Source organism: Pseudomonas cavernicola, from assembly GCF_003596405.1.
Classification (GTDB): Bacteria; Pseudomonadota; Gammaproteobacteria; order Pseudomonadales; family Pseudomonadaceae; genus Aquipseudomonas; species Aquipseudomonas cavernicola.
In genome coordinates this window covers 2717107-2742490 of the sequence record NZ_QYUR01000002.1, presented here as the reverse complement: position 1 = coordinate 2742490, position 25384 = coordinate 2717107, and the positions used below count along the sequence as shown (strand labels likewise).

Here is a 25384-nt window from a genome sequence, read left to right as displayed (position 1 = left end):
GAACCATTCGCTCAAGGAGCCGCGCGTGCAGATTCAGGGCTATTTCGACCTTAACTTCGAAGCAGTGAAGGACGCCTTCGCTGCGCTCTTCGACGACCCGCAGGAACGCGGTTCAGCGCTGTGCATTCAAATCGAGGGTGAGACGGTTATCGACCTGTGGGCCGGTAGCGCGGATAAAGCCGCTGAGCAGCCCTGGCACAGGGACACCATCCTCAATCTGTTCTCCTGCACCAAAACCTTCACCGCGGTCGCGGCTTTGCAATTGGTCGCTGAGGGCAAGCTGGCACTGGATGCGCCGGTGGCTACAGTCTGGCCGGAGTTCGCCGCGGCGGGCAAGGAGCGGATCACCCTGCGCCAGTTACTCAGTCATCGCGCGGGGCTACCAGCCTTGCGTGAGTTGCTGGCGCCGGAAGCACTGTATGACTGGGACACCATGACCGCGGCGCTGGCCGCCGAGCAGCCGTGGTGGACGCCCGGCGAAGGCCACGGCTATGCCGCGATCACCTATGGCTGGCTGGTTGGTGAGCTGCTGCGGCGGGCCGATGGGCGCGGGCCGGGTGACTCCATCGTGGCCCGCACCGCACAGCCGCTGGGGCTGGATTTTCACCTGGGGCTGGCGGACGAGGAGTTTTATCGGGTCGCTGAAATCTCCCGGGCCAAGGGCAATCTCGGCGATGCCGCGGCGCAGCGCCTGCTGAAAACCATGATGAATGAGCCGACCTCGATGACCACGCGGGCTTTTGCCAATCCGCCGTCGATCATGACCAGCACCAACAAGCCTGAATGGCGGCGTATGCAGCAGCCTGCAGCAAATGGCCACGGCAACGCCCGCAGCCTTGCCGGCTTCTACAGCGGTTTGCTCGCAGGGCGTTTGCTGGACCGCGAATTGCTCGCCGAACTGACTCGCGAGCACAGCGTAGGCGAGGATAAAACCCTGCTGACGCAAACCCGTTTCGGCCTCGGCTGCATGCTCGATCAGCCGGCTGTGCCGAACGCCACCTATGGCCTCGGGCCGCAAGCCTTTGGTCACCCGGGTGCCGGCGGCTCTATCGGTTTTGCCGACCCTGAGTGTAAGGTTGCCTTCGGGTTTGTCACCAACACCCTTGGCCCCTACGTATTGATGGATCCGCGTGCACAGAAGCTGGCACGCGTGCTGGGCGAGTGTCTGTAAGGTTTGCGATCTGTAGTGTCATCGACAGGGATTGGTTGTGGGGAGTTGGCTTGCATCGCCAGCCGCCAACACCTGTTCGTATGGGTCCGCTGACCCGTTTTTTATTATTTTCGTTTGAGGGTCCAATGTTTTCTACCAAGCCTATCGCTCTCGCCGTATGTGTCGCTCTCGCCGGTTGTGCTCATTCAGGGCAAAACACTGAAGCCCAAGCCGTCGCCAAGAGCGAAAGCAAGGCCCAAGCCACGCATTGGTGGCCGTTCGGTGGCAAAAAGCAAGAAGCCAAGAAAAGCGTCGCCATGCCAGACCCCAAGATCACCCAGGCTTGGTTGGACGAATACGAGCCGCGTCTGCGTGAAGCGCTGAAAGGCAGCAAATTCGAGCTGGAGCGCCGCGAGAATCTGCTGGTGGTCACTGCGCCGGTAGACTCCACGTTCAATCCGGATCGCCCGAGCATGCTGATGCCCGTGACCCTCGGGCCGTTCAGTCGGGTAGCCAAGATTGTCGAAGGTGATAAAGAGGTCGCGGTGCTGATCCTGGGTCATGCCGACAGCACGGGCAATGAGTTGCGTAACCGTGAAATCAGCCTGGAGCGGGCGAGGTCAGTGACGGCGATTTTTCGTCTCAGTGGTTTGAAGAATAATCGTTTGATGGTCAGAGGCTTTGGTTCGGATTTGCCCCGTGCCGCCAACGACAGCCTGGAAGGGCGTGCGCTGAACCGCCGGGTCGAGATTATGCTGACCTCCCAGGCCACCATGTCCGCCCTGTTGGCGAAGTACAATCAGCCAGCCAAGGCCCAGCCTGTTACCGAAGCCTTGGTGCAGAGCGCGCCGAAGCCAAGCGCCCCGGTCAAAGCCAAGCCGGCCCCGGCCAAGAGCAAGCCTGCTGTGGCAGCCAAAGCCAAAGTAGCTCCAGTCAAGGTCGCCAAAGCCAAGCCAGCTGTGCAAAAGTCAGTTAAAGATAAAGAAGTGGCCGTTGTAGAGCCGGCCAAGAAGCAATAGCCCTAGGAACCTGTTCAATATCTGCCTGCGCTGGCTCATGCTGCGTTGAAAACGAACTCACAAAAGCGAAGCGTTGAACGCGCTTTAGCGCGGCCCAGAAGGGGTGAGCGAAGCGAATAAAATGCTCATTTACCACGCGTAAACTGCGCTTTTGACTCGCTACGCTCGCCCTGCGGGCCAGCCTTCGGCTGTTACTCCGCTGCGCTACGTTGCGTCCGTTTTCGCCTTGCCCGCGCGGCGCTCGACTAGATCTTGAACAGGTTCTAAGAACTTCAGTCTCAGGAACTGCGTCATGACCCGGACCCTGGCCGATATGCGCCGCGACTATACCCGTGATGGCCTCACCGAGGCGCAGGCGCCCGCTGAGCCGTTTGTACTGTTCCATCAATGGTTTGCGGACGCTCTGAAAACCGAGCGACTGCCGGTCGAACCGAATGCCATGAGCTTGGCGACCGTCGATAGCGAAGGCCGTCCGCATTGCCGGGTGCTGTTGCTCAAGGGACTGGATGAGCGCGGTTTCACCTTCTTCAGCAACTACGAGAGCGCCAAGGGGCAGCAGTTGGCGGCCAGGCCGTTTGCCGCCATGACCTTCTTCTGGCCGACCTTGGAGCGCCAGGTGCGCATCGAAGGGGCGGTGGAAAGGGTCAGCCCGGCGGAGTCCGATGCTTACTTCCAGGTTCGTCCGTTGGGCAGCCGTCTGGGCGCCTGGGCTTCGCCGCAGAGCCGGGTGATCGCAGATCGCGCGGAGCTGGAGAGCTTGTTGGCGGAAACCGAGCAGCGTTTTCTCGACCAGGCGCCGCATTGCCCGGAGCATTGGGGTGGGTATCGTCTGCTGCCCGAGCGTATCGAGTTTTGGCAGGGCCGCGCGAGCCGGCTGCATGATCGTCTGAATTACCGGTTACAAGGCGCAGCTTGGCTACGTGAGCGCCTGGCGCCGTGATCGGCGCTCTGGCGAGCTAGCTGTCAGTCTTTGCTGATGCGGTAGTCGGTTGCCGCGTGCTCCAGCCAGTGCGGCAGATCACGACGCTTGACCCCGCTGGCCTGAGCCTCGCTGAGGCGTTGCAGCATAAATGCCCGCTTACCAACATCCGCGCCAGCCAGTGACAGGGCCAGGTCACGATCCATCCAGCGCTTGATGCGCACGTATAACCACCAGTGAAAATACAAATCGGCGGCGGTGGTGACTATGATAATGAAGTAGCCCATGGCGGGTTCCTGCTGCGCTGGGCGTCGACAGAGCCGAACTCTGGCGAGAGCTTCCAAGCGGCTGCGGTGCTGTTGTAGAGGAGGCGCTCAAGAAGTTTTCGCTGTTCTTGGGTCGGCTGTCCGAAGGCTGAATGAAATAGGTTTTTGTTACATCTGTCGTGACAGTGCAGGGCGCTGCGGAGTCTAATGGGTAACAGTTCTTTCTGGAGAGATGCTATGCGTAAGTCTGTTCTGTTGACTGCTTCGTTCACCGCAATGGCGCTGGCCTTGGGTGGTTGCCAGTCCAGCCTGACTGGCGACTCTTACTCACGTGACGAAGCGCGCACCGTGCAAACCGTGCGCATGGGCACCATCGAGTCCCTGCGCCCGGTGAAGATCGAAGGCTCGAAAACTCCCATCGGCGCCGGCGCCGGCGCTGTGGTTGGCGGTATCGGCGGTAGTACCATTGGCCATGGCCGTGGCAGCGCGGTGGCGGCGGTGATTGGGGCGGTGGCGGGCGGTTTGCTGGGCGCCGCGACCGAAGAGGGTTTCACTCGCACCCAGGGCGTGGAAATCACCGTGCGTGAAGATGACGGCACCATGCGTGCTTATGTGCAGGGCGTGCAAGAGAATGAAATCTTCCGCGTCGGCGAGCGAGTACGCATCATGAGCGTCAACGGCACCAGTCGCGTTTCTCACTAAGCGTTCGCTATAAGCGAAAAAGCCGGCCCTTTTCACCGATGGAGGGGGCCGGCTTTTTTCTGCCTGCGGTTTAGTGGGGCTTGCGGCTGGCCATGGCGGTGATGGCGTAGCCGAGCGCGGCTGCCAGGAATGAACCGGTCAGGATGCCGACCCGATCCATCCCGACGTATTCGCTGACGCCTGGCGCAAAGGCTAACGAGCCGACGAACAAGCTCATGGTGAATCCTATGCCGCAGAGAACCGCGACGCCGAGCACCTGACCCCAGTTGGCCCCCGTGGGCAGCTTGGCGATGCGGAGTTTAATCGCCAGCCAGCTCAGGCCGAACACGCCAACGGTTTTGCCCAGCAGCAAGCCGGCCGCAATCCCCAGGGGTACTGGGTGCATGAAGCTGTCGAGGCTCAGCCCGGCCAGCGGCACGCCGGCGTTGGCAAAGGCGAACAGCGGCAAAATGCCGAACGCCACCCACGGATGCAGCCCATGTTCCAAGGCCAGCAGCGGTGAATGTCCGCCCTTGCTGGGGCGCAGTGGAATGGTAAAGGCCAGCGCCACCCCGGCCAGCGTGGCATGCACGCCGCTTTTCAGTACGCAGATCCAGAGGAACAGGCCGATCACGAGATAGGGCCCGAGTGTGCTCACCCCCAGCCGATTCATCAGAATCAGGATGGCCAGGAAGGTGGCGGCGAGGATCAGTGACAGGCTCGACAACTCGTTGGAGTAGAACAGCGCGATGACGATGATGGCGCCGAGGTCATCGATGATTGCCAGGGTCATCAGAAACAGTTTCAGCGAGACCGGTACGCGTTTGCCGAGCAAGGCCAGTACGCCGAGGGCGAAGGCGATATCGGTGGCCATCGGAATCGCCCAGCCACTGATAGCCGCGGGGTTTTCATAATTCAGTGCCCAGTAGATCAGCGCTGGAACGACCATCCCGCCGATCGCGGCGGCACCCGGCAAGACTATCTGCGAAGGCTGCGCCAGGTGGCCTTCCAGCACCTCGCGTTTGACCTCCAGGCCAATGACCAGGAAGAACAGTGCCATCAGGCCATCGTTGATCCACAGCAGCAGTGGCTTGGCGATTTTCAGCGCGCCGACTTGGGCGATTACGGGCGTGTCGAGCAGGCCGTTATAGAGGAATGCCAAGGGCGAGTTGTTGATGGTCAGAGCCAGCACGGCGGCAGCGATCAACAGCAGGCCGCTGGCAGCTTCCAGCTGTAAGAAGCGGGTGAGGGCGCTACGCAAAGACAAAGTCAGTCTCCTGGTGTAGGTCTGGGGAGACTTACCCTACCCTGCTAAGCTGTTTCATAAAACAAAAATTATATTCTTTTAAGCTATATACGTGAGATGTTCAGACCTCCTTCAGCCAAGGTTCAGCCAGCAACTTAACAGTTGCAGGGAGGATAGCTGCTTCACTGTAACTGTGCGGGTGCTGAGGCGCTTCCTATACTGGCGGCCTTATTGCGGAGGTGTGCCGTGCAGCAGCGCGAAGGTCAGGCTCTGGCCCGGGGATGTTTGGTTTTGGCCGTGGCCTTGTGGGGTAGCTCATTCATTGCGTTGAAGCTGGCCTTTCAGGAGTTATCGCCCATGTGGGTGATTTTTGGCCGCATGGCACTCGGCAGCGTGGTGTTCCTCCTGGCCTGGCGTTGGCGCGGGCAGATCGACTACCGCGCAGGGGATTGGAAGTACCTGCTCGGCCTGGCTGCTTGCGAGCCGTGCCTGTACTTCATCTTCGAGGCCTTGGCGTTGCAGCGCACCAGTGCCTCGCAGGCGGGGATGATCACTGCGCTGCTACCGTTGCTGGTGGCGGTGGGCGCCTTCTTGTTGCTGCGGGAGCGGATCAGCCGTACCACCTTGGCCGGCTTTCTCCTGGCCGTGCTTGGGGCCGTCTGGCTGAGTTTGGCCGGCGAGGCGGATGAGCACGCTCCGGCGCCTCTGTTGGGCAACTTCTTTGAAGTTCTGGCCATGCTTTGCGCCACCGGCTACACCTTGTTACTCAAGCACCTGTCGGCGCGGTACTCGGCCTTCTTCCTGACCGCCATGCAAGCTTTTATCGGTGCACTGTTCTTCTTGCTGCTGGCGGCCGTAAGCGCCGCTGTTCCGGGGGAGATCAGCCGCCTCGGCTGGGGTGCAGTGATTTACCTGGGCGTGGTCGTCACGGTCGGCGCTTATGGCCTGTACAACTTCGGTGTCAGCCGTCTGCCAGCGAATCAGGCATCCGGCTTTATCAACCTGATTCCGGTGTTCACTCTGCTATTCGCCACGGTATTTCTCGGTGAGCGTCTGAGTCACGGCCAAATGCTGGCGGCCGGCTTGGTATTCGTTGGTGTGGCGCTTAGCCAGTGGCGCAGTACGCCGCCGGCGCCCGTCGGCATTCTTGATTAAGAGGTAGGTGATGAGTGATGCACGGCAATGGGCACGTGAGGCGATTCGGATCATCGAGGCGGATTTTCAGCGCAGCGCCGATACCCATTTGATTCCCCTCGATCTGCCCGGTTTGCCGGGCATCGAGCTGTATTTCAAGGACGAGTCCAGCCACCCGACCGGCAGCCTCAAGCACCGCCTGGCACGCTCGTTGTTCCTGTATGCCTTGTGTAATGGCTGGCTGAAACCCGGTGCGCCGGTGATCGAGGCGTCCAGCGGCTCGACGGCGATCTCCGAGGCCTATTTTGCGCGCCTGCTGGGCCTGCCGTTTATTGCGGTTATGCCCGCGACGACCTCCAAGGAAAAGATCGCCCAGATCGCCTTTTATGGCGGCCAGAGCCACCTGGTCGACGATCCGACGCAGATCTACGCCGAGTCCGAGCGGCTGGCGCGGGAGAGTGGTGGACACTTTATGGATCAGTTCACCTATGCCGAGCGGGCGACCGACTGGCGGGCCAATAACAACATCGCCGAGTCGATCTTCCAGCAGTTGCGCTTCGAGCGTTTCCCCGAACCGAGCTGGCTGGTTTCCAGCCCCGGCACCGGCGGTACCATCGCCACGCTGGGCCGCTATGTGCGCTACCGCCAGCATTGCACCAAGGTGCTCTGCGCCGATGCCGAGCGTTCGGTGTTCTTCGATTACTACCAGAGCGGCGACGCCAGTTTGCGCCTGGAGTGCGGCTCGCGGATCGAAGGCATCGGCCGGCCCCGGGTCGAGGCGTCGTTCCTGCCGCAGGTGATCGATGCCATGTGCAAGGTGCCGGACGCGCTGTCGCTAGCGGCCATGCACTATCTGGCGCAACGTCTGGGGCGGCGGGTTGGCGGCTCCAGCGGAACCAATCTGATTGGCGCACTGCTGGTCGCCCGGCGCATGCTCGCGGCGGGAGAGAAGGGTTCGGTGGTGGCGATTCTCTGCGATGGTGGTGAGCGCTATGCCACCACTTACTACGACCAGTCCTGGCTGCTTGCGCAGGGGTTTCAATTGGCAGCGTTGATCGATGCTGTGGCCGCTTGTGCGGAACGTGGCGAGCCATTGCTGGTTGATGTACCCACGGCTGGGTTCTAGCGAGGCAGGCATGAACGAGTTGCAAATCCGCATGGCTCGCGCAGATGACATCACTGGTATGTGCGCCTTGATCTTCGAGCATGGGGAAAACCCTTGGAATCATCTGCCCCGCGCAGAGGTGACCGCGCATTTGCAGAATATTAGCGATAGTTCGGTTGAGGCCGTGTTGGCCGAGCGAGCTGGCGAGTTGCTTGGCTTCGTCAGCTTTCAGGTGACCAGGTACTTTGCTGGCTATCAAGCGGCGGAGCGCAGCGAGTGGGTGCAGGGTTATATCTGCGAGGCGGTTATTCGCCGAGAGATGGCGGGGCAGGGGTTGGGTTCGCGCTTGCTTGGCAAGGCGGTGGCACGTTTGGCCGAGCTGGGTGTGGTCGATATTTATATCGACCGTCACGAGGAAAACGCCGCCTCAGCAGGGATGATGCGCAAGGCGGGGTTTGTCGAGATCGAGACCTATGAAGACCCCGAGCGGCGCCCCAATGGTTCGAGGCGCACGACACTCTGTTATTTGCGGCTGACCGAATGAAGCTCTCTTTTCCCTATGCGCTCGAGCTACAGCTCATTGGCCTTGTAGCAGACCGTTTGCAGCGCCTGGACATGAATGTAGGAGCTCGCTCCTACAAGGCCATTGCTCTAGCCTAAGCGTGCTTATGCCTCGATACCGAGCATGTTCCGCGCCAGCGCCTCGGCTACGCGAATCCCGTCGACTCCGGCCGAGAGAATCCCACCGGCATAGCCAGCGCCTTCCCCAGCGGGGAATAGGCCTTTGACGTTGAGGCTCTGCAAATCTTCGCCACGCGTAATGCGCAGCGGTGAAGACGTGCGGGTCTCGATGCCGGTCAGCACCGCGTCGTGCATGGCGAAGCCTTTGATCTGTTTGTCGAACGCCGGTAGTGCCTCGCGGATCGCTTCGATGGCAAAGCTCGGCAGTGCCGTGGCCAGGTCGACCAGGTGTACGCCGGGCTTGTATGAAGGCTCGACGCTGCCCAGTGCGGTGGTCGCTTTGCCGGCAATAAAGTCGCCGACCAACTGCCCAGGCGCCGCATAGGTGCTGCCGCCAAGGACAAAAGCGTGGGACTCCAGACGCTCCTGCAACTCAACCCCAGCCAAAGGGCCGCCGGGATAATCCACTTCCGGGGTGATGCCGACGACAATGCCGGCGTTGGCGTTGCGCTCATTGCGCGAGTACTGACTCATGCCGTTGGTGACCACTCGATTCGGTTCCGAGGTGGCCGCCACCACCGTGCCGCCCGGGCACATGCAGAAGCTATAGACCGAGCGACCGTTCTTCGCGTGATGCACCAGCTTGTAGTCGGCGGCGCCGAGTTTCGGGTGGCCGGCGAACTTGCCCAGGCGCGCACGATCGATCAGCGATTGCGGGTGTTCGATACGGAAGCCCACCGAGAAGGGTTTGGCCTCCATGTACACGTCACGGCTGTGCAGCATGCGGAAGGTGTCGCGGGCGCTATGGCCAAGGGCGAGAACCACATGCTCGCTACGAATCTGCTCGCCGCTGGCCAACTCCACGCCGCGTAGCTGACCGTCTTCGATCAGCACGTCGGTGACCCGCTGCTCGAAGCGGATTTCGCCGCCCAGCACTTCGATCTGCTGGCGCATGTTCTCGACCACGCCGGTCAGGCGGAAGGTGCCGATGTGCGGTTTGTTGACGTAGAGAATCTCTTCCGGCGCGCCGGCTTTGACGAACTCGTGCAGCACCTTACGGCCGAGGTGCTTCGGGTCTTTGATCTGGCTGTAGAGCTTGCCATCGGAGAAGGTGCCAGCACCGCCTTCGCCAAACTGCACATTCGATTCCGGGTTCAGCACGCTCTTGCGCCACAGGCCCCAGGTGTCTTTGGTGCGCTGGCGCACCTCTTTGCCACGCTCAAGGATGATCGGACGAAAACCCATCTGCGCCAGCACCAGCCCGGCAAAAATCCCGCAAGGGCCGAAACCGACCACTAAAGGCCGATTGGCTAATACTGCCGGCGCCTGGCCGACGGGTTTGTAGCCGGTGTCTGGGGCGACGTTGATATGCCGGTCATCACTGAACTTGGCCAGCAACGCGGCTTCATCGCGCACCGACAGGTCGATGGTGTAGATGAAGCACAGTTCGGCGGATTTCTTGCGAGCGTCGTAGCTGCGCTTGAACAGGGTAAAGCCCAGCAGCTCGTCGTCGGCGATGCCGAGGCGCTCCACGATGGCGGGGCGCAAGACCTCTTCGGGGTGATCGATCGGCAGCTTGAGTTCGGTGATTCGTAGCATGAGGCAATCCAATATCAGGGCCGGAGGCAACCCGGCAGCTTTTTGCGAAGCGGCGATTATACGCGTGATTGATCTCGAGTCTGGCCCAGGCTGTCGGCTAACAGGCCGTTGAGAAATGTAGCGAGCGACGGCTAGGGCCGCACCCGTTCTCGAAAATGCTCCCGGCATTTTTCCTACCTCCCCCATCCATGGGGTCGCCTACGGGTAGCGGCATTCCCCACATCCATGTGGGTCACAAGGCGCAGCGAGTCAATCAGGCGAGGACGCGGACGACTGCATGGATGCAGGAGTTAGGGCAAAGCAGGATGCCCGAGCCGAGTGTACGAGTTGTACATGAGCAGTCTGAGGCGCCGTGCCTCGGCCTGATTTCAACGCCGCATAGCCTAGAGCAGTAGTTTTTCAACGGCTTGTTAAGGCTTCAGCCAGGCCAGCAACACATCGAGCATACGGTTGGCGAAGGCCCACTCGTTGTCGTACCAGGCAAGCACCTTGACCAACTCGCCCTGCACGTGGGTGTGGCTGAGGTCGACCACGCAGGAGACCGGATAACCGCTGAAATCGCTGGACACCAACGGTAGCGCGTTGCACTCCATCACGCCGCTGGGCAGTTGCGCCGCGCCCTGTTGCAGCGCGGCATTGATCGCTTCGCGGGTCGTTGGCCGTTCGGCGGTGAAGGTCAGGTCGAGCAGCGAGACGTTTGGCGTCGGCACACGGATCGACAGGCCATCGAGACGCCCCGCCAGCTCCGGCAAGACCAGGCCGATGGTCTTGGCCGCGCCGGTGCTGGTGGGGATCATCGACAGCGTTGCGGCGCGAGCACGATAGAGGTCGCCATGCGCCTTATCCAGCAGGTTCTGGTCGTTGGTGTAAGCGTGCATCGTATTGATCAGGCCCTGGCGAATGCCTACTGCCTGGTGCAGCACCTTGGCCAGCGGCGCCAGGCAGTTGGTGGTGCAGGAGGCGTTGGAGACGATTTGCTGGCTGCCCAGCAGCTCATGATTGACCCCGTAGACCACGGTGAGATCGGCGCTCTCCAGTGGATGCGAGAGCAATACCCGTGAGGCGCCGGCGGTGAGATGGTGTTCCACCTGGGCGCGTTTTTTCAGCTTGCCGGAGCATTCCAGCACCAGGTCCACGCCGAGCTGGGCCCAGGGCAGATTGACCGGATCGCGCTCCTGCAGCAGCTTGATCGGTTGGCCGTTCACCAACAATTGTTCGCCGAGCAGGCTGAGATGGCCGGGGAAACGGCCGAAGGTGGAGTCGAAACGGGTCAGGTGGGCGAGGGTCTGGTGATCGCCCAGATCGTTGATCGCCTCGATGCGGATTTTATGTTCCAGGCCGCGCTCGAACAGGGCGCGTAAGACCGCGCGACCGATACGGCCATAACCATTGAGAGCAATACGCAGCATAAGGTGCCTCCTGCGGTGGTATTGCTTTCAGCTTAGGTGGCCCAGCGCCAGGCTGCGCTTGGCAAGCTGTGGCAAAAGATCTCGCTGCGTCGGGTTTCGCGGCTTTTTGCAGGGGCGAATTTATGAGTCATGCCTGAATCGGCTGTTGCAAGGTATGCATTGGAAATACGCAAAGCCGTACGAGACTATCTCTTGCCCACCCTGAGCCTCACCCGCTCTGCGAGCTCCAGTCCAACCTCAGTCGTTGCGTGCGCCGCCGAAGTAAGCACAGCCACGTTGAGTTTTGCCATTCAGACGCAGTTCGGCAAACAGGTACTGCACTGCACCGCTCATGCCGTCAGTGCAGCGCTGAGGGGCAACCCAGAGCTCCAGGCGTTGGCCATTGGCTTCGCTGGTCAAGTTGAAACGGCCATCCGGCAGCTGCTCTTCCAGGTAGGGCAGGGCCTGCGCTTCTTGGCCGGGGCGTTCGAGCACCAGGCCTTTGCCGCTGACGCTCACGCTCCAGTCGGGTTCATGGCCGTTGGCGCGCAGGGTCAGGCGTTTAAAGTTGGGATCGTCGCAACCATGCCCTTCGCGTTGCACGCGATACAGTTGGCTGAGGTTCAGTTGGCCATCGGCTCCGGCCACCTGACTGGTGCCAAGGCTGCCGCGCAGGTCGGCAAACAGTGGGCCCTTGCCGCCGTCCAGCAGCGCCGCCGCTTCTTGCAGCAGGCCGGTGTGGCCGCTGTCGTTGACCACGAAACGGCGTTGTTCCTGACAGGGACGGAAGAGTAGCTGGCCGGCGCTAACACTCAGCTCACCTTGCAGACGGACCGGGCTGGCCGGTGGTGTGATCGGTTGCTCGTCGAACATTTGGCAGCTGGCGAACAGCGGTAGTAGGGCAAACAATAAGGGGCGGGCAGCGCGCATCGGGGGTCTCCTGACAAGTGCGGCCACGTTACCCACGCGGATAGACGATCACAAGGGTGGAGCGGCAGATGATCCAGTGCAAACGTGTCTATACGGCGCCGGCGAGCGAAGATGGCTTTCGCGTGCTGGTCGATCGGCTGTGGCCGCGTGGCTGCATGAAGGAGTCGTTGGCGCTGGATGCTTGGTTGCGTGAGTTGGCGCCTTCAACCGAGTTACGCAAAAGCTTCTGTCACGAGGCCGAGCGTTTCGACGAATTCCGAGTGCTCTACCGGGCCGAGTTGACGGCCCAACCGCAACACTGGTGGGGGCTGCTGGAGAAAGCCGAGCAAGGCACGCTGACCTTGTTGTTCGCCGCCCGCGATGAGCAACAGAACAATGCCCGGGTATTGGCGCAATGCTGTTCACTTAAGCGATGTGCGCCTGAGCTCCCCTCTCCCGTTTACGGGAGAGGGGCTGGGGGAGAGGGTAAATAGCGGGCAAAAGTGAATTCATCTGGCATGCACCCCTCTCCCTAACCCTCTCCCCAGAGGGGCGAGGGGATAACTCGCCGGCCTGTTATGCCAGCGAGCGTATGAGCTGATCAGCCGACGCGGTAGACCTGTCCGGTCTGGGCACCTTCCACGCTTTTCGCGTAAGCCAGCGCCACTTCCGCTGCGGGCACCGGTTTGAAGCCACGGAAGAATGGCGCATAGCTGCCCATCGATTCGACCAGCACATTCGGGCTCACCGCGTTGACCCGCAGGCCGCGCGGCAGCTCGATTGCGGCGCCACGGACGAAGCCGTTGACGGCGGCGTTGACCATGCTCGCCGAACTGCCGCAGCGGATCGGGTCGTCGCTGAGGATGCCGGAGGTCAGGGTGAAGGAGCCGCCATCATTGATGAACTCACGGCCGATCAGCAGCAGGTTGACCTGGCCCATCAGCTTGTCTTTGAGACCGATGGCATATTCGTGCTCGGTCATCTCTGCCAGCGCGCCGAAGTGCAGCTTGCCGACGGCGCTGACGAGGGCATCGACGTTTCCGACTTCCTCGAAGAGAGCGCGGATGGACTGGTTGTCGGTGATATTCACTTGGTAGTCGCCGCTGGAGTGGCCGACCCGAACGATTTCGTGGCGGTCTTTAAGTTCGTGGTCGATAGCTCGACCGATGGTGCCGCTGGCGCCGATCAAAAGGACTTTCATGGAGGTGCTCCTGGATGAAGTGATTACCACAGCGTTTAGTGTAGAGTGCGATTTGTCGCTGATAATCCGGCCAATCAGAAACATTTGGTTCTCAATAGGAAACAATCTTGAGCGAGATGGATGATCTGGCAGCCTTTGCCACGCTAATTGAGGTCGGCAGCTTTACCCGCGCCGCCGAGCGTCTGGGATGCAGCAAGGGGCAGCTGTCCAAGCGTATTCGCCTGTTGGAGCAAGTGCTGGGCATGACCCTGCTGCACCGCACCACGCGCCGGCTTTCCCTGACCGCCGCCGGTGCTGCGCTGCTGCCGGAAGCCCAGGCGCTGACTGCCCAGGCGACGCGCGCACGGCAGACCCTGGCGCGGCTCAAGGATGAGGCGGCCGGCACGGTGCGGATCACGGTGCCGGTGTCCCTCGGTGAGACCTTCTTCGATGCGTTGCTGCTGGACTTCTCCCAGCGCTATCCCCAAGTGCGGATCGAGCTGGAGCTGAACAATGGTTATCGCGATCTGGTGGCCGATGGCTTCGATCTGGCGATTCGCTCCGGTGTGCAGAAGGATGATCGGTTGGTGGCGAGGCCGTTGTTCTCCATGCAGGAGCTGACCTGCGCCAGCCCAGGCTATCTGCAGCAACACACCGAGCCTGTGCAGCCAGAGGAGCTGAGCACCCACGTCTGTTTGTTGAACAGTCATTACAGCGGCCCCGAGGAGTGGCTTTACCACCGCCAGCACGAACTGTCGCGGGTACGGGTGACGGGGCCCTTGGCGAGCAATCACTACACCCTGCTGAAGAAGGCGGCACTGGCTGGCGCCGGTATCGCCCGCCTGCCGTCCTACATGCTCCACAACGAGTTGGCTGACGGCAGCCTGGTCTGGTTGCTGCGCGATTATCAGACGCGCAGCACCCCGGTATTTCTGGTGCATCCCTACCAGGGCGGGCTACCCAAGCGTACGCAGGTACTGGTGGATTATCTGCTGGCCTGGTTCGAGCAGAGCCGCCGGGCGTTGGATGGCCTGTAGGAGCGTCCTATAACGGCCTGCATACAGCGCCTTTGCTCTTGTAGGAGCGACAGCAGGCTAGCGGTAGTGCTTGGCGATCAGGTGGTCGATAGACAGGACCCCGGGCCCGCGGGCGACCAGATAGAGGAGTACGGCGGCCCAGGTGCCGTGGGTCGGGTAGGCGTCTGGATAGACGAAGAGCTGGATTGTCAGCGTCATACCGAACAGGGCCAGCGCCGAGAAGCGTGTGGCGAAGCCGAGCAGGATCAGCACAGGGAATAGGTGCTCGCTGAACGCCGCGAGGTGCGCCGCCAGTTCGGCTGAGACCAAGGGCAAGTGGTACTCACTGGTAAACAACGGAATGGTTGAGTCGGCCAGTCGCGGCATGCCCAGTTCGAAGGTCCCGGAAACCAGATCGATGGCGAGGCCTTCGATCTTGGTCTGTCCGGATTTCCAGAACACCGCGGCGATGGAAAAGCGCCCGATGAAAGCGATCAGGCTGTGCGGGATACGCTGGCACAGATCGATGAGCCGGGCGATCAGGCGAGCGGGAAATGCAGCGCTTTCGAGCCGTGCAGGAGCGTTCATAGCGGTGGCCTTGTAGTGGTCTGGTGTGGCTGATGCAAATGGGTGATGGCGCCCCCGCGGATCAGCAGGGCCAGGCAGGCGCTCAGGTCGAAATCCGCGTCGGCGGTGTGCGCCTGCTCGGCGGCGAGCCCCAAAGCCATGCCTTGTTGCAGGCGGCGGATGAACTGCACGCTGCCGGTCGGCACGGCGATGACTGCAACCTGCAGGTCGCTGCGCAGCACCAGGGCGTTTTCCGGTTGCAGTGGGTCGACTGTCTCGAGCGCCAGTTCGCCCTGATGGGCCGCCCACAGTGAGACCACCGCAAAGGGCGAGCCGAGCACGCCGAGCGAGGGGTGCAAGTGGAACACCAGGTTGCTCAGACACTCCGGCCTAGCCAACACGACAGCAATCTCCTGCGCTGCCAGCGGTGCGAGGTCGGCGGCATGGTAGGCCTGGACGCGCAGCGCTTCGAGGCGCGCCACATCGGCAAGGTAGGGCAGGCTGCGGGCGGGCTCGAAACTCTCGATGAAGGGCGCAAAGTGTTCGCCGTAGCGAACGAGGAGGCGCGAGCGGGGCGGGTAGGCCTGCACGTAGGCATGGGCCATGGCGCGAAAGAACGTCTCACCTACTAGTTCGCTGACCACCGGATAGCTGTCCGCCAACGCGTCGATCAGCGAGTTGAACAGATTGTTGCGGTAGACCGCGAAGCGGCTGGCTGGGTCCGAGCCGTTCCAGGTTTTCAGACCACGCGGGCAGGGCCGGTCAGGGTCAAGCAGCGCGGCGACGAAGGCGGGCTGGGTGTTCATGCCAGAGCCTCAACCGGGTTCGCCAACCGACCGTTCAACAGGTGCTCGGCATGTCGCGCCTCGGCGAGCAGGACGCCCAGGGCTGGCACCTGGTTGTCGCGTTCGATCAGTGTGGGGGTTGGGCCGATCAGTTGCAGAACCTGCGCATAGAGCGTCCACACTGCGTCATCGACCGCGGCTCCGTGGCTATCGATCAAGAGGCGGTCACCTGCGCCATCAATATCCTCGGAGAAACCCGCCAAATGAATCTCGGCTACGGCGCTCAAGGGCAGGGCGCGGATGTAAGCGAAAGCATCGCGATGGTGATTGATACTGGACACATAGGCGTTGTTGACATCGAGCAGCAGGCCACAACCGGTGCGCCGGACTATCTCGGCGATAAAGGCCGCCTCATCCATGGTCGAGCAGGTGAACTCGACGTAGGTGGCCGGGTTCTCCAGCAGCATGCGGCGTTGCAATCGTGTCTGAAGCCGGTCGATATGCTCGCAGACGCGGGTCAGCGTGGCGTCATCGTAAGCGACGGGCAGCAGATCGTTGAGAAACAGCTCACCATGGCTGGACCAGGCCAGATGCTCGGAAAACGCTTGCGGCTCATAGCGCTCGATCAGCTCGGCGAGACGATCCAGATGAGTTTCATCGAGTGGCCCTTCGGCGCCGATGGACAGGCCTACACCGTGCAAAGACAGCGGGTAGCGTGCGCGGATCAGGCCGAGGAAGTGGTGGAAGGGGCCGCCTTCCACCATGTAATTCTCCGCATGTATCTCAAAGAAGCCGATGTCGGCCGCAGTCTCGAGTATTTCCCGAAAATGCTGAGGCTTGAGCCCCAGCCCGGCGCGTGCGGGCAGGCTTGCCGCGCACGCGGGAGTGCCGCTGTGCACGGCGAAGGAAGGCGTATCAGGCTTCATCGTTAGCACACCGGCCTGGGGTGATCAGGCCTTTTCCTTGTAGGCCTGGGGCTGGCCGAAACCGGTCGGCGAAGTCGGCGAGGCGGTCTTTTCGCAAGTGCCCTTGGGCACCAGCTTCCAGGCGTTGCCCTGATGGTCCTTTTTCGCGGTGCCGGCGCAGGTGGTGCCGGCGCCCGAGGCGCAATCGTTCTTGCCTTTGAGCGCTACACCGAAACATTTCTCGGTGTCGGCGGCCTGAGCGGTGAGCGGCGCGGCAGCGATGGTCAGCGCACTGCCCAGTGCAAGTGCCAGGGCTGCCGCTTGGAGGGTGCTGGAGGGGGTGGTTTTCATCATGTGTGCTCCTGTCAGAGACGAGGGTGGTGGAGTTCAGGCTTATGTCGAACGCGCCGGGTACTTCTACGCAGCCTAGACCGCAATGGATGCCATGCTGCGCTGCTCGTACCGAGAGGCTATGTCGCTCGCCTATCCATGTAGAGAAAGCCCCGTCGGGTTTGTTACAGCGCAATTTCAAAAAATGACCAGAAAATCGGCCAGTTTCGGCATGGGCGGCCGGCACGCGCTGGTCTGCCCAGTCATGAGTGGACGATTCTGTAACAACCTCTCGACTTCGCACGCTCATACCTGACTGCCGCCTGAGCGGGCTGTCCAGGCGCCCCCAGGTGCGGGATAAGCTGGCTCGGTGAGCGGGTAAAAGACAATAGACGGCTTGTGGTCTGCAACCGAAGCACGACTACTCTCGGCCTGTTTTAAAGATGACCGTCCGCCTTCAACAGCGTTTCCAGGCAATGCTCGTCGATGCCGTAGAAGCTCTTGATCCCCTGGATTTTCTCCAGTAGCTCAGTCGGGTTAACCGGCTCGGTGCGTTTCACCGCGAGGATCATCTTGTTCTTGTTGGTGTGCTCCAGTGACACGAACTCGAACACCTTGGTGTCATAACCGCAGGCCTCCAGCAACAAGGCGCGCAGGCTGTCGGTGACCATCTCCGCTTCCTGCCCCAGGTGTACGCCGTATTGCAGCATGGGCCGCAGCAGCGCCGGGCTGTGCATCTGTGGACGTATCTGCTTATGGCAGCAGGGCGAACACATGATGATGGCGGCGCCGCTGCGGATGCCCAGATGGATCGCGTAATCGGTGGCCACATCGCAGGCGTGCAGGGCGATCATGATATCGATGGCCGCGGGCGAATAGGTGCGCACATCGCCGTGCTGAAAGGACAGCCCCGGCTGCTCCAGGCGCGCGGCGGCGCGGTTGCACAGCGTGACCATGTCCTCGCGCAACTCCACCCCGGTAACCGTCGCGTTCAGCCCCAGGCTGCTGCGCAGGTAGTCGTGCATGGCGAAGGTCAAATAGCCTTTGCCGGAGCCGAAATCGGCGGCATGGATGGCTTGGTCCTCACGCAACGGCGAGGCGCTCAGGGCGTGGGAAAAGACTTCGATGAACTTGTTGATCTGCTTCCATTTGCGCGCCATCGCCGGGATCAACTCATGCTTGGCGGTGGTCACCCCCAGATCCGCCAGAAACGGCCGGCTCAATTCGAGGAAGCGCTTCTTCTCACGGTTGTGTTCGACGCTGGGCGTCTCGCGCTGCACGGCCTGGCCGACAAACAGGCTGCTCTTGTCCTTCTTGCCGAACACCAACTGGATCTCATCGGTCAGCGACAGCAGGTGGGCGTTTTTGAACGCCGCAGGCAGCAAGTCGGCAATGCAGGCAATGGCCTCGGCCACGGGTAGGTTCTTGGTGATGTCGCGGGTCTTGTAGCTGTACACAAACGACAGGCAAGGCTGCTCGCGAACCGTGACCAGGCGAGCGACTACGCGCTGCAGATCCACCTCATCGCCACGGTATTTCGAGAGCACCAGTTTGACGAAGGTGTTCTGGGCGAGGCTGGTGTCCAGCCGCGCCAGAAACTGCGCACGATGATCGGCCGCAGGCGGGGCGGACAAGGAGTCGACTGACATGAAGGAGGCCTCGAGCGAGCGATTCTATTGAGGGGGGGCGAAAGCGCCGAACAAGCGGGTGGCGGCTATTTTAGAGTTTTCCGGGTGGCCTGGCGCGTGCTTATTTGGTGAACTCAGGGGGCGCTGGCCGTTCATTCCTTGCCTGCAGGCCGGCGGCGCGCGAAGCGAGCGAAACGTAGGCTGGCGTAGAGCGCAGCGAAACCCAGCAATAAACCCGATTTTGCGCGACTCCTTCAACGCGCAGTGCTCCGAGGGGGCGCGAAGTTGTTGTATGCCAGCTTTCGCGGGCATGGCCCGCTCCTACAAGGCTTCAGCCCAGCGTCAGGCCATAAGAAGTACGACAAGAAACGGCCCCGAAGGGCCGTTTTTATCCTGCTGTACGCTTAGCCGCCGAGGTAGGCGTCGCGCACCTTCGGGTCGTTGAGTAGGGCTTCACCGCTGCCCTGCATGACGATCCGACCGTTCTCCAGCACATAAGCGCGATCGGCTAGTTTCAGCGCCTGGTTGGCGTTCTGCTCGACCAGGAACACCGTCACACCCTCCTTGCGCAGCTGTTCGATGATCTCGAAAATCTGCTGGATGATGAGCGGTGCCAGGCCCAGGGAGGGCTCGTCGAGCAGCAACAGCTGCGGCTTGCTCATCAACGCACGAGCGATGGCGAGCATCTGCTGTTCACCGCCGGACATGGTGCCACCACGCTGGTTGAAGCGTTCTTTCAGGCGCGGGAACAGCTGCAGCACCTTGTCCAACTGCTGCTGATAGTCGGCTTTGTCGGTAAAGAAGCCGCCCATCACCAGGTTCTCTTCCACCGTCAGGCGGGCGAAGATGCGTCGGCCCTCCGGTACCACGGCAATGCTTTTACGCATGATGTCGCAGGTGTCCAGGCCGATCAGCTCCTCGCCCTGGTAGCGAATGCTGCCGCTGGCCGCCTGCGGCGAACCGCAGAGGGTCATCAGCAGGGTCGACTTGCCGGCACCGTTGGCGCCGATCAGGGTGACGATCTCGCCTTTCTGCACTTCCACGCTGACGCCATGCAGCGCCTGGATCTTGCCGTAGAAGGTGGAAACGTTATCGAAATACAACATAGGTTACGCCTCCCCCAGATAGGCTTTGATCACGTCCGGATTGCCGCGAATCTGCTCCGGTGTACCGTCGGCCAGGGGCGTGCCCTGGTTGATCACCACGATGTGGTCGGAAATGCTCATGACCAACTTCATGTCGTGCTCGATCAGCAGCACGGTGACGTTGTGCTGATCGCGCAACATCGCGATCAGCGCCTTGAGGTTTTCCGTCTCGTGGGGGTTGAGGCCGGCAGCCGGCTCGTCGAGCATCAACAGGCGCGGGCGGGTCATCATGCAGCGGGCGATTTCCAGGCGGCGTTGCTGACCATAAGCCAGCGTGCCGGCCGGGCGGTTGGCCACCTCGGTCAGGTTGACCTGCTCGAGCCAGTGCTCGGCGAACTCCATCGCCGCGCGCTCGCTCTTGCGAAACCCCGGAGTCTTGAACAAACCAGCGAGGAAATTGGTGTTGAGGTGCCGATGCTGAGCGATCAGCAGGTTCTCCACCGCGGTCATTTCCTTGAACAAACGCACGTTCTGGAAAGTCCGCACCACGCCCTTGAGGGCGATCTTGTGGCCAGGCAGGCCCTGGATCGCCTCACCGTCGAGCAGGACGCTGCCGGAAGTGGGCTGGTAGAAACCGGTCAGGCAATTGAACACGGTGGTCTTGCCGGCGCCGTTCGGGCCGATCATCGAGACCACCTGCTTTTCTTTTACCGTCAGGCCCACCCCGTTGACGGCCAGCAGGCCGCCGAAGCGCATGGTGAGGCCGCTTACCTCGAGAATCGGGCGGCTCATTGGCGCAGCTCCAGGTGGGGGCGTTGCATGGGCAGCAGGCCCTGCGGACGCCAGATCATCATCAGTACCATCAAGGCGCCGAACATCAACATGCGGTACTCGCTGAATTCACGCATCAGCTCAGGCAACAGGATCATCACGATTGCCGCCAGAATTACCCCCAGCTGCGAGCCGAGCCCACCGAGCACGACGATGGCGAGGATGGTCGCCGATTCGAGGAAGGTGAACGACTCCGGGGTCACCAAGCCCTGCCGCGCGGCGAAGAAGCTGCCGGCGAAACCGGCGAAGCACGCGCCCAGGGTGAAGGCCGAGAGCTTGATCACGGTCGGGTTGAGACCGAGTGCGCGGCAGGCGATTTCATCCTCGCGCAGCGCTTCCCAGGCCCGCCCCAGCGGCATGCGCAGCAGGCGGTTGATCACGAACAGGGCGAGCAGGGCCAGGAGCAGGGCCACCAGGTAAAGGAAGATCACCTTGTTGATCGAGTTGTAGGCAATGCCGAAATACTCGTGGAAGGTTTGCAGGCCTTCGGCGGCTTTTCGCTCAAAGCTCAGACCGAACAGGGTCGGCTTGTCGATGTTGCTGATGCCGTTGGGGCCACCGGTCAGCCAGGTCAGGTTGCGCAAGAGGAGGCGAATCATCTCACCGAAGCCGAGGGTGACGATGGCCAGATAATCCCCGCGTAAGCGCAGCACTGGGAAGCCGAGCAGGAAACCGAAGAGCGCGGCCATGCCACCGGCGATCGGCAGGCAGACCCAGAAACCCAGACCGTAGTAGTGCGAGAGCAGCGCATAGCTGTAGGCGCCGACGGCGTAGAAGCCGACGTAACCCAGGTCCAGTAGGCCGGCCAGACCGACGACGATGTTCAGGCCGAGGCCGAGCAGCACGTAGATCAGGATCAGCGTGGCGATGTCCACCGCGCCTCGCGAGCCGAAGAACGGCCAGACCAGACCGAGCAGGATCACCGCGAGGACCGCCCAGCGTTGGGTCGAGGGCAGGATCAGGCGATTGCTGATGCTGCTCGGTACGCTCGGCAGCTTGGGCGTGCTGTCCCAGGCCGCGCCAATCTGCGCACGGAACAGCTGCCAGAAGAACATCATCACCGCACCGACGCCGACGGCCGCCAGGGTCATGGCGCTGGCACCATGCACTTCCAGGCCGATGCCGACGATGGTCAGCTTCAGGCCGAGTACCGGATAGGCGACGGCGAGCACCAGCAGGGCGCTGAAAAATGCGGTCTTGAGATTCTGCTTCATACCTTCTCCACCTCCGGACGGCCGAGGATGCCGGTCGGCCGTAACAACAGAACGAGCACCAGCAGACCGAAGGCCACGATGTCCTTGTACTGGTCGCCGAACAGGTCGGCGCCGAAGGCCTCGGCCACACCAAGCACCAGCCCTCCGAGCATCGCGCCGGGGATGCTGCCAATGCCGCCGAGCACCGCGGCGGTGAAGGCCTTGATCCCGGCGAGGAAGCCCAGGTTCGGGTTGATCACGCCGTATTGCATGCCCAGCAACACCGCCGCGACAGCGGCCAGGGTGGCGCCAATGACGAAGGTCAGGGCGATGATGTTGTTGGTATTGATGCCGAGCAGGTTGGCCATCTTGATGTCTTCCGCACAGGCGCGGCAGGCGCGGCCCAGGCGGGAGCGGGAGATGAACTGGGTCAGGCCGAGCATCACCAGGAAGGTCACGACAAAGATCAACACCTGCATATAGGAGATGGTGACGTTGTGCATGGCGCTCTCGCCAAATACGAAGTTGCCGGGGAACAGGTTGGGAATTGCCTTGTCTTTGGAGTTCTGCGCGAGCAGGACTTCGTTCTGCAGAAAGATCGACATACCGATGGCCGAAATCAACGGAATCAGGCGATTGCTGCCGCGCAGCGGTCGGTAGGCGACCCGTTCGATGCTGTAGCCGTAGGCGCTGCAGACTATGATAGTGGCCGCAAAGGCGGCGATCAGAATCAGCGGCAGGCTGTCCAGGCCGAGCATGGTCAGTCCGGCAATGACAATGAAGGCAATGTACGAGCCCAGCATATAAACCTCGCCGTGGGCGAAGTTGATCATGCCGATGATGCCGTAGACCATGGTGTAGCCGATGGCGATCAGGGCATAGGTGCTGCCAATGGTCAGGCCATTAACCAGCTGTTGTAAGAAATGGTAGATATCAGGCATCACAACTCTCCTGAAAACCTACAAAACCTGTTGCGCGACTCGATAGCGGCGTCAGGCCCTCGTTCAAACCGCGCGGTACATTCTGTACTGCGACCCACCGGGTGGTGGGAAATGTCGTTTGCGTGGTAACGCAGGCGAGCTTCGGTTGTTACTCGGCTCCTTCACGAAGCACATCCTTTGCTTCGCCCCTCTCGGGGCCGGCTTGCGCCGTTCAAATTCGCCTGGGCGAATCTGCCTTGCTATCCAGCTTGCGTGTGGGGTTTTGCAGGCTTTCGCGTGGGCTTTGGCTCATTGCTTGTGGCTGAGCTTGCGCCCGGTTACCTCGAGTAAAACAAAGCCCACTGCAGATGCAGTGGGCTTTGGGTTCAGGCGGGACGCCCTCTTGTTACTTAAGAGGCGCTTCGGTCTTGGTGCCGTCGGCGTGCCAGTCATAGACCACGAAGCTGAAGTCCTTCAGGTCACCCTTGGCGTCGAAGCTGAGGTTGCCGGTCGGCGTGGCAAAGGTGTTGGCGCGCAATGCGGCGGCTACCTTGGCGGTGTCGGTGTCGCCGGCTTTCTTGATGCCTTCTGCGATCAGTTCTACCGCAGAGTAAGCCGGGAACACGAACGGACCGCTCGGGTCTTCGTTCTTGGCTTTGAAGGCGGCGACCAGCGCCTGGTTTTTCGGGTCCTGGTCGAAGGATTTCGGCAAGGTCACCAGCAAGCCTTCAGAGGCGTCGCCGGCAATTGCGGAAAGCTCTTTGTTACCCACCCCTTCCGGGCCCATGAAGCGAACGTCCAGACCCTTCTCCTTGGTCTGGCGCAGCAGCAGGCCGAGTTCCGGGTGGTAGCCGCCGTAGTAGACGAAGTCCACGCCAGCTTGTTTCAGCTTGGCGACCATCGCGGAGAAGTCCTTGTCGCCGGCATTGATGCCTTCGAACAGTGCCACTTTGACGCCTTTGCTTTCCAGCGTCTGTTTCACCGAAGTGGCAATACCTTCGCCGTACTGCTGCTTGTCGTGGAGAACTGCGACTTTCTTCGGCTTGACATGGTCAGCGATGAAGTTGCCGGCGGTTGGGCCTTGCAGGCTGTCCAGACCGATGGTGCGGAACACCAGCTGGTAGCCACGGGCGGTAATGTCCGGGCTGGTGGAGGCCGCGGTAATCATCAGGATGCCTTCGTCTTCGTAAATGTCGGACGCCGGCTGAGTGGAGCTGGAGCAGAGGTGGCCAACCACGAATTTGACTTCGTCGTTGACGATTTTGTTGGCTACGGCAACGGCTTGTTTCGGATCGCAAGCGTCGTCGTAAACCACGCCTTCGAGCTGCTGGCCGTTAACACCGCCGGCCTTGTTGATTTGCTCGATGGCCATCTTGGCGCCGACGAACTGCATCTCGCCGTACTGGGCCACTGCACCGGTAACCGGGCCTGCCAAACCAATCTTGATGGTGTCAGCTGCTAGTGAATAGCTGGCGACGCCGGCCATAGCCATGGCGGCAAACAGTTTGGAAATCTGCTTAGTAGCCTTGTTCATAGTGCTCCACTCTTATGATTTTCGTTGTTGTTAGTCCTGACGGCCTAAGCTGCAGAACCGGGTAAAAAAGCCCGGTCATACCCCCGGCAACTGTACCGGTGCAGTGTAGAGCGCCGATTTGTGCCTTGAAAAGCCGCTACTGGAGGGATGAAAGGGTCGATGTCGCTTAAATGCAATAAACGTATAGAAAAACGGCGTGCCTTGTAGCCGACTATCGGCGTCAGGCCGGCTTGCCTGCAAGATGACTGAAGCTATCATTGCGCCCGTCTGCAACATAGCCATTCACAACAGAGCATGCCATGACTGAACAACCTAGCACCCTCTATGCCAAGCTGCTTGGAGAAACGGCACCGATTAGCTGGCAGGAACTGCAACCGTTCTTCGCCCGCGGTGCTTTGCTATGGGTCAGTGCGACTATGGATTTGGTCGAAGTCGCACTGGCTGTGGCGCAGAACGACCAGGCGCAAGTCGCGGCCTGGCTTGCGGCGGAGCAGGTCAGTAAGGTCGAAGAGCGGCGTGCCGAAGACTTGTTGGCACGCGACCCCAAGCTGTGGGCGGTGGTGGTGGCGCCCTGGGTGTTGATTCAGGAGCGAGCTGAAGGGCCGTCGCTGCACTGACCAGGGCATCCCGGTTGCACAAGGGCAGGCTAGACTGAACGAGCCTGTCTGCCGATACCTTCAATCTGCCAGCGAAGCAGCCCTGTGCCGCGAACCGCTCAGTTCTGCACAGCCCCGAGATTCCTTGATTCCTAGGAGCACCGTTATGTTTGAACCTGGTCATCTGCATCGCGCGGGTTTGCCTGGCTTGGCCGGGCAGCCGGAGTTTTCCATCGACCTCTACTACGAGGTGCGCAACGACCCTAAAGAGGGTGCGCTGCTGCACTTCCGGATGCTCGGTGAGGTGGCGGGGAAGGCGTTCGAAGAAGAGTTTGAGTTGCACCGTGACTTCGCCTTCAACTTCGCCAGCGTAGCGACGCGTATCGCAGCCAAACATGGTCTGCACCCGAGCTTTGGGCCGATTCTGCGTGACCATAAAGAGTTCGATGAGATGTTCGAGGATATCCGCGCGAAGCTGCATGCCCACTCTGGCGAACCGGTGGATCTTGATCGTCTGCTGAGGGGCGATTGAAGGGCGGCCTGCAAGGTTTGTGTCGAGTCGGACCACTGCTCTTCGTAGGAGCGGGCCATGCCCGCGAAAGCCTTACGAGTAAATGAAGACCGTAGGCTGGGTGGAACGACGTGAAACCCAGCGGTGTATGAGCTGGGTTTCGCCGGGTTCTACCCAGCCTACAACGTTAAGATGGCAGCTTTGCC

The 25384-nt window shown here is 61.2% G+C and carries 27 protein-coding genes; 11 read left to right on the top strand and 16 right to left on the bottom strand.

Annotation, left to right across the window (positions count from 1 at the left end; genetic code table 11):
• Positions 1-25 precede the first annotated feature (25 nt).
• The 3 genes from D3879_RS13070 (at position 26) to pdxH (ending at position 3109) form a co-directional block, all read left to right on the top strand.
• Positions 26-1171: a serine hydrolase domain-containing protein gene (locus D3879_RS13070; RefSeq protein ID WP_119954649.1), complete on the top strand. Its 1146-nt coding sequence runs from the start codon at positions 26-28 to the stop codon at positions 1169-1171.
• Between the two features lie 125 nt (positions 1172-1296).
• Positions 1297-2169, top strand: coding sequence for an OmpA family protein (locus D3879_RS13065; RefSeq protein WP_119954648.1), 873 nt, complete (start codon positions 1297-1299; stop codon positions 2167-2169).
• A 292-nt stretch (positions 2170-2461) separates the two neighbouring features.
• Positions 2462-3109, top strand: a complete 648-nt coding sequence (gene pdxH, locus D3879_RS13060) for a pyridoxamine 5'-phosphate oxidase (protein WP_119954647.1) — start codon at positions 2462-2464, stop codon at positions 3107-3109.
• A 23-nt stretch (positions 3110-3132) separates the two neighbouring features.
• On the opposite strand, the gene D3879_RS13055 is transcribed toward pdxH, so the two are convergent.
• The gene (locus tag D3879_RS13055) at positions 3133-3375 is read right to left on the bottom strand and encodes a hypothetical protein (RefSeq protein WP_119954646.1); all 243 of its coding nucleotides are present in this window, start codon (positions 3373-3375) and stop codon (positions 3133-3135) included.
• Positions 3376-3591: 216 nt separating this feature from the next.
• Between D3879_RS13055 and D3879_RS13050 the strand changes: the two genes are divergently transcribed.
• Positions 3592-4056, top strand: a complete 465-nt coding sequence (locus D3879_RS13050; protein WP_119954645.1) for an outer membrane lipoprotein — start codon at positions 3592-3594, stop codon at positions 4054-4056.
• A 70-nt stretch (positions 4057-4126) separates the two neighbouring features.
• Here D3879_RS13050 and nhaA read toward each other — a convergent pair whose 3' ends face one another.
• The gene (nhaA, locus tag D3879_RS13045; protein WP_119954644.1) at positions 4127-5302 is read right to left on the bottom strand and encodes a Na+/H+ antiporter NhaA; all 1176 of its coding nucleotides are present in this window, start codon (positions 5300-5302) and stop codon (positions 4127-4129) included.
• A 249-nt stretch (positions 5303-5551) separates the two neighbouring features.
• Here nhaA and D3879_RS13040 point away from each other — a divergent pair, with 249 nt between their 5' ends.
• The 3 genes from D3879_RS13040 to D3879_RS13030 are packed head-to-tail and all read left to right on the top strand — an operon-like array spanning position 5552 to position 8064.
• Positions 5552-6436, top strand: coding sequence for a DMT family transporter (locus tag D3879_RS13040; RefSeq protein ID WP_238474249.1), 885 nt, complete (start codon positions 5552-5554; stop codon positions 6434-6436).
• Positions 6437-6443: 7 nt separating this feature from the next.
• Positions 6444-7541, top strand: coding sequence for a PLP-dependent cysteine synthase family protein (locus D3879_RS13035; RefSeq protein WP_177412400.1), 1098 nt, complete (start codon positions 6444-6446; stop codon positions 7539-7541).
• A gap of 10 nt (positions 7542-7551) precedes the next feature.
• Positions 7552-8064 (top strand): GNAT family N-acetyltransferase, encoded by a 513-nt coding sequence (locus D3879_RS13030; protein WP_119954642.1) that lies wholly within the window; start codon positions 7552-7554, stop codon positions 8062-8064.
• Positions 8065-8186: 122 nt separating this feature from the next.
• On the opposite strand, the gene D3879_RS13025 is transcribed toward D3879_RS13030, so the two are convergent.
• From D3879_RS13025 to D3879_RS13015, 3 genes are all read right to left on the bottom strand, one after another.
• Positions 8187-9800 (bottom strand): NAD(P)/FAD-dependent oxidoreductase, encoded by a 1614-nt coding sequence (locus D3879_RS13025; RefSeq protein WP_119954641.1) that lies wholly within the window; start codon positions 9798-9800, stop codon positions 8187-8189.
• A 410-nt stretch (positions 9801-10210) separates the two neighbouring features.
• Entirely contained in the window at positions 10211-11209 is a 999-nt protein-coding gene (gene gap / locus D3879_RS13020) for a type I glyceraldehyde-3-phosphate dehydrogenase (protein WP_119954640.1), read from the bottom strand.
• Positions 11210-11446: 237 nt separating this feature from the next.
• On the bottom strand, positions 11447-12118 hold the full coding sequence (locus tag D3879_RS13015) for a COG3650 family protein (RefSeq protein ID WP_119954639.1): 672 nt from the start codon (positions 12116-12118) through the stop codon (positions 11447-11449).
• A gap of 68 nt (positions 12119-12186) precedes the next feature.
• Between D3879_RS13015 and D3879_RS13010 the strand changes: the two genes are divergently transcribed.
• Complete coding sequence (locus tag D3879_RS13010; protein WP_119954638.1) at positions 12187-12591, top strand: DUF488 domain-containing protein; 405 nt, start codon at positions 12187-12189, stop codon at positions 12589-12591.
• Positions 12592-12698: 107 nt separating this feature from the next.
• Here the strand turns inward: D3879_RS13010 and D3879_RS13005 are convergent, their stop codons facing one another.
• The gene (locus D3879_RS13005; protein ID WP_119954637.1) at positions 12699-13298 is read right to left on the bottom strand and encodes a short chain dehydrogenase; all 600 of its coding nucleotides are present in this window, start codon (positions 13296-13298) and stop codon (positions 12699-12701) included.
• Positions 13299-13405: 107 nt separating this feature from the next.
• Here D3879_RS13005 and D3879_RS13000 point away from each other — a divergent pair, with 107 nt between their 5' ends.
• Positions 13406-14314: a LysR family transcriptional regulator gene (locus D3879_RS13000; protein ID WP_119954636.1), complete on the top strand. Its 909-nt coding sequence runs from the start codon at positions 13406-13408 to the stop codon at positions 14312-14314.
• Between the two features lie 57 nt (positions 14315-14371).
• Here D3879_RS13000 and D3879_RS12995 read toward each other — a convergent pair whose 3' ends face one another.
• The 10 genes from D3879_RS12995 to D3879_RS12950 form a co-directional block, all read right to left on the bottom strand.
• On the bottom strand, positions 14372-14881 hold the full coding sequence (locus D3879_RS12995) for a DoxX family protein (RefSeq protein ID WP_119954635.1): 510 nt from the start codon (positions 14879-14881) through the stop codon (positions 14372-14374).
• Complete coding sequence (locus tag D3879_RS12990) at positions 14878-15666, bottom strand: HvfC/BufC N-terminal domain-containing protein (protein WP_119954634.1); 789 nt, start codon at positions 15664-15666, stop codon at positions 14878-14880. Before D3879_RS12990 ends, D3879_RS12995 begins: the two co-directional genes overlap by 4 nt.
• A complete protein-coding gene (gene bufB, locus D3879_RS12985) occupies positions 15663-16571 on the bottom strand; it encodes an MNIO family bufferin maturase (RefSeq protein ID WP_119954633.1) in 909 nt (302 codons plus the stop codon). Before bufB ends, D3879_RS12990 begins: the two co-directional genes overlap by 4 nt.
• Positions 16572-16595: 24 nt before the next feature.
• Positions 16596-16901 (bottom strand): BufA1 family periplasmic bufferin-type metallophore, encoded by a 306-nt coding sequence (locus D3879_RS12980; protein WP_119954967.1) that lies wholly within the window; start codon positions 16899-16901, stop codon positions 16596-16598.
• A gap of 416 nt (positions 16902-17317) precedes the next feature.
• Positions 17318-18529: a class I SAM-dependent methyltransferase gene (locus tag D3879_RS12975; RefSeq protein WP_119954632.1), complete on the bottom strand. Its 1212-nt coding sequence runs from the start codon at positions 18527-18529 to the stop codon at positions 17318-17320.
• Positions 18530-18912: 383 nt separating this feature from the next.
• On the bottom strand, positions 18913-19614 hold the full coding sequence (locus tag D3879_RS12970) for an ABC transporter ATP-binding protein (RefSeq protein WP_119954631.1): 702 nt from the start codon (positions 19612-19614) through the stop codon (positions 18913-18915).
• 3 nt (positions 19615-19617) lie between these two features.
• Complete coding sequence (livG, locus tag D3879_RS12965) at positions 19618-20385, bottom strand: high-affinity branched-chain amino acid ABC transporter ATP-binding protein LivG (RefSeq protein ID WP_119954630.1); 768 nt, start codon at positions 20383-20385, stop codon at positions 19618-19620.
• Positions 20382-21638, bottom strand: coding sequence for a high-affinity branched-chain amino acid ABC transporter permease LivM (locus tag D3879_RS12960; RefSeq protein WP_119954629.1), 1257 nt, complete (start codon positions 21636-21638; stop codon positions 20382-20384). The genes livG and D3879_RS12960 overlap by 4 nt, the downstream gene beginning before the upstream one ends.
• On the bottom strand, positions 21635-22558 hold the full coding sequence (livH, locus tag D3879_RS12955; protein ID WP_119954628.1) for a high-affinity branched-chain amino acid ABC transporter permease LivH: 924 nt from the start codon (positions 22556-22558) through the stop codon (positions 21635-21637). Before livH ends, D3879_RS12960 begins: the two co-directional genes overlap by 4 nt.
• 385 nt (positions 22559-22943) lie before the next feature.
• Positions 22944-24071, bottom strand: coding sequence for a branched-chain amino acid ABC transporter substrate-binding protein (locus D3879_RS12950; protein WP_119954627.1), 1128 nt, complete (start codon positions 24069-24071; stop codon positions 22944-22946).
• Between the two features lie 299 nt (positions 24072-24370).
• Here D3879_RS12950 and D3879_RS12945 point away from each other — a divergent pair, with 299 nt between their 5' ends.
• Together D3879_RS12945 and D3879_RS12940 are read left to right on the top strand one after the other, a co-directional pair.
• Positions 24371-24688 (top strand): DUF2288 domain-containing protein, encoded by a 318-nt coding sequence (locus D3879_RS12945; protein WP_119954626.1) that lies wholly within the window; start codon positions 24371-24373, stop codon positions 24686-24688.
• Between the two features lie 145 nt (positions 24689-24833).
• Positions 24834-25199: a DUF5064 family protein gene (locus D3879_RS12940; RefSeq protein WP_119954625.1), complete on the top strand. Its 366-nt coding sequence runs from the start codon at positions 24834-24836 to the stop codon at positions 25197-25199.
• Positions 25200-25384 lie beyond the last annotated feature (185 nt).